Origin of the sequence: Legionella jamestowniensis (assembly GCF_001467745.1) — a bacterium.
In the GTDB taxonomy this organism is placed as follows: Bacteria; Pseudomonadota; Gammaproteobacteria; order Legionellales; family Legionellaceae; genus Tatlockia; species Tatlockia jamestowniensis.
Window position 1 is genome coordinate 1 of sequence record NZ_LNYG01000011.1, and the last position, 432, is coordinate 432.

Sequence of the window (432 nt, forward strand, 5' to 3'; positions counted from 1 at the left end):
AGTATTGCTAAATCCATCTGTGATACTGTCCGCTGCTGTGTCATCGAATACTGTCGACCACTGATACAATGGATTTGGCTCATCCGTCAATGCGGCCACTTTCCCACCGATACTTCCGGTATTGGAGGTGGAGTCATCGACTGAAAACAAAAAGCCGCCTTGATAAATACAGCCGTATCCTAATACCAGAACATTGATATCTGTGGAAGGCGCATTATCAGCACTGACTGTGACAACAGTTGGCACGGGTTCAGTTCCTGGCGATGAGGTACAGGCATTGGCAATGCTATTAGAGCTGGCCGTACCACCTGGGGTGATGGTAATGTCGCAGGTGGCGCCAGCATTGAGTGTACCCATACAGGTATTACTGGTTATTAAGGTGCCAGTTGGAAATCCGGAAGTACTGACCTGTACGTTGTTTGCGGATATTGA

The 432-nt window shown here is 48.1% G+C and carries 1 protein-coding gene and 1 pseudogene; one reads left to right on the forward strand and one right to left on the reverse strand.

Annotation, left to right across the window (positions count from 1 at the left end; all coding sequences use genetic code 11):
• Positions 1-246 (reverse strand): annotated as a pseudogene (locus Ljam_RS15440) (DUF1566 domain-containing protein); the annotation flags it as partial.
• On the opposite strand from Ljam_RS15440, the gene Ljam_RS15445 reads away from it, so the two are divergent.
• Positions 230-432: hypothetical protein (locus Ljam_RS15445; protein ID WP_238583681.1), on the forward strand; the 203-nt coding region annotated here is incomplete at its 3' end. The pseudogene Ljam_RS15440 and the gene Ljam_RS15445 overlap by 17 nt on opposite strands.